Here is a 1,152-nt window from a genome sequence, read left to right as displayed (position 1 = left end):
GATCCGCATCGCCCTCATCAACCGCTTCAATGCGCTCGGCACCGCTGAGATCGTCCGCGTGGCATGACGCCGACGGGGAAAGGGGCCATCACGCCTCAGGCATGAGTTGCGCAACAACGCCGTGTTGCACCGCCTTTGGCGCGGCGGAGATTTAAATGAGATAGTGCTGGATTAAAACTATAGTATGATCGATTATGCCAGAATACCTCGGGCGGGGTATAGCTGACGAAGGCGATTACGGGAGGGCTGCGCATGCACACTCCGACCGAGCCGCACCTGGCAAGCGAGCTCATCGACCATGTCTACGCCGCCATGTTCGGCGAAGCGCCCTGGCAGGTTTTCATGGATCACAGTCGCCGATTGCTGCCCAATGGACAAACAGTCCTGTTCTACCACGACAAGACGACCGGGCAGGGCGCCTTCTCTCTGGCTGGCGGCTTGGACAAGGGAACGGTCGACAAATATAATCGCGAGTATTCTGCCATCAACCCTTGGATGGATCACGCCATGATCCGCCCACTTGGGCAGGTCATGCAGGCCGACGAGATGCTCCCGCGCAAGGCCCTGCTGCAAACCGACTTTTACAGTGAGTATCTGCGGCCGCAGGATATCGTGACCGGCCTCGGTGTGACGCTCGACCGCAATGAAGATCGCCACTTCTTCTTCAGCATAGTCAGCTCCGACGCAGAAGCGGAGGTGATCAACCGCGCCAAGGGCGCAATCTCGCTGCTTGTTCCACATCTGACCCGAGCGTTCGGATCTTGGAAGGCCACCATAACCGCAGACGATCCCGTATCGGGTATACTGCGGGTTGATAGTAAGCTGCACGTGGTCTTCGCGGATAGCAACGCGCTTTCCCTCTTGGAGGAGACAGAGGATCTGTCAATCGGGCCCTTGGGGCGCCTGACGTGTCGGGACAGCAGCTTGTTGCAGATCATCCAGCAGGTGCTCGCAGCCGACCGCGGTGGAAGGGCGACGGCGGCTGTTGTTCATCACCATATTCGGCGACGGGATGGAGCTCTTCCGCTGCGCGCCTTGACGTTGCCCCCTCCGCCTAGTCCAGTTTGAGATAGACTCTGGCCCAACCGATAGGACCAGAGATGAAGCGCAGCAGGTTCACTGAAGATCAGATCATCGGCATTCTGAAGGAGC

1 protein-coding gene is annotated in these 1,152 nt (G+C 58.8%); it reads left to right on the top strand.

Going from position 1 to position 1,152, the window contains the following annotated elements; all coding sequences use genetic code 11:
• Positions 1–252: 252 nt before the first annotated feature.
• On the top strand, positions 253–1,068 hold the full coding sequence (locus tag OC184_RS20270) for a hypothetical protein (protein ID WP_265508960.1): 816 nt from the start codon (positions 253–255) through the stop codon (positions 1,066–1,068).
• Positions 1,069–1,152 lie beyond the last annotated feature (84 nt).

The sequence above is a fragment of the Paracoccus rhizosphaerae genome, from assembly GCF_026162645.1.
Lineage (GTDB): Bacteria > Pseudomonadota > Alphaproteobacteria > Rhodobacterales > Rhodobacteraceae > Paracoccus > Paracoccus rhizosphaerae.
The sequence above is the reverse complement of the archived record's forward strand: the minus strand, read 5'-3'. Positions and strand labels throughout refer to the sequence as shown.

Coding starts and splice junctions, on each gene's coding strand:
- OC184_RS20270 (WP_265508960.1), top strand. CDS start 253: ATGCACACTCCGACCGAGCCGCACCTGGCAAGCGAGCTCATCGACCAT.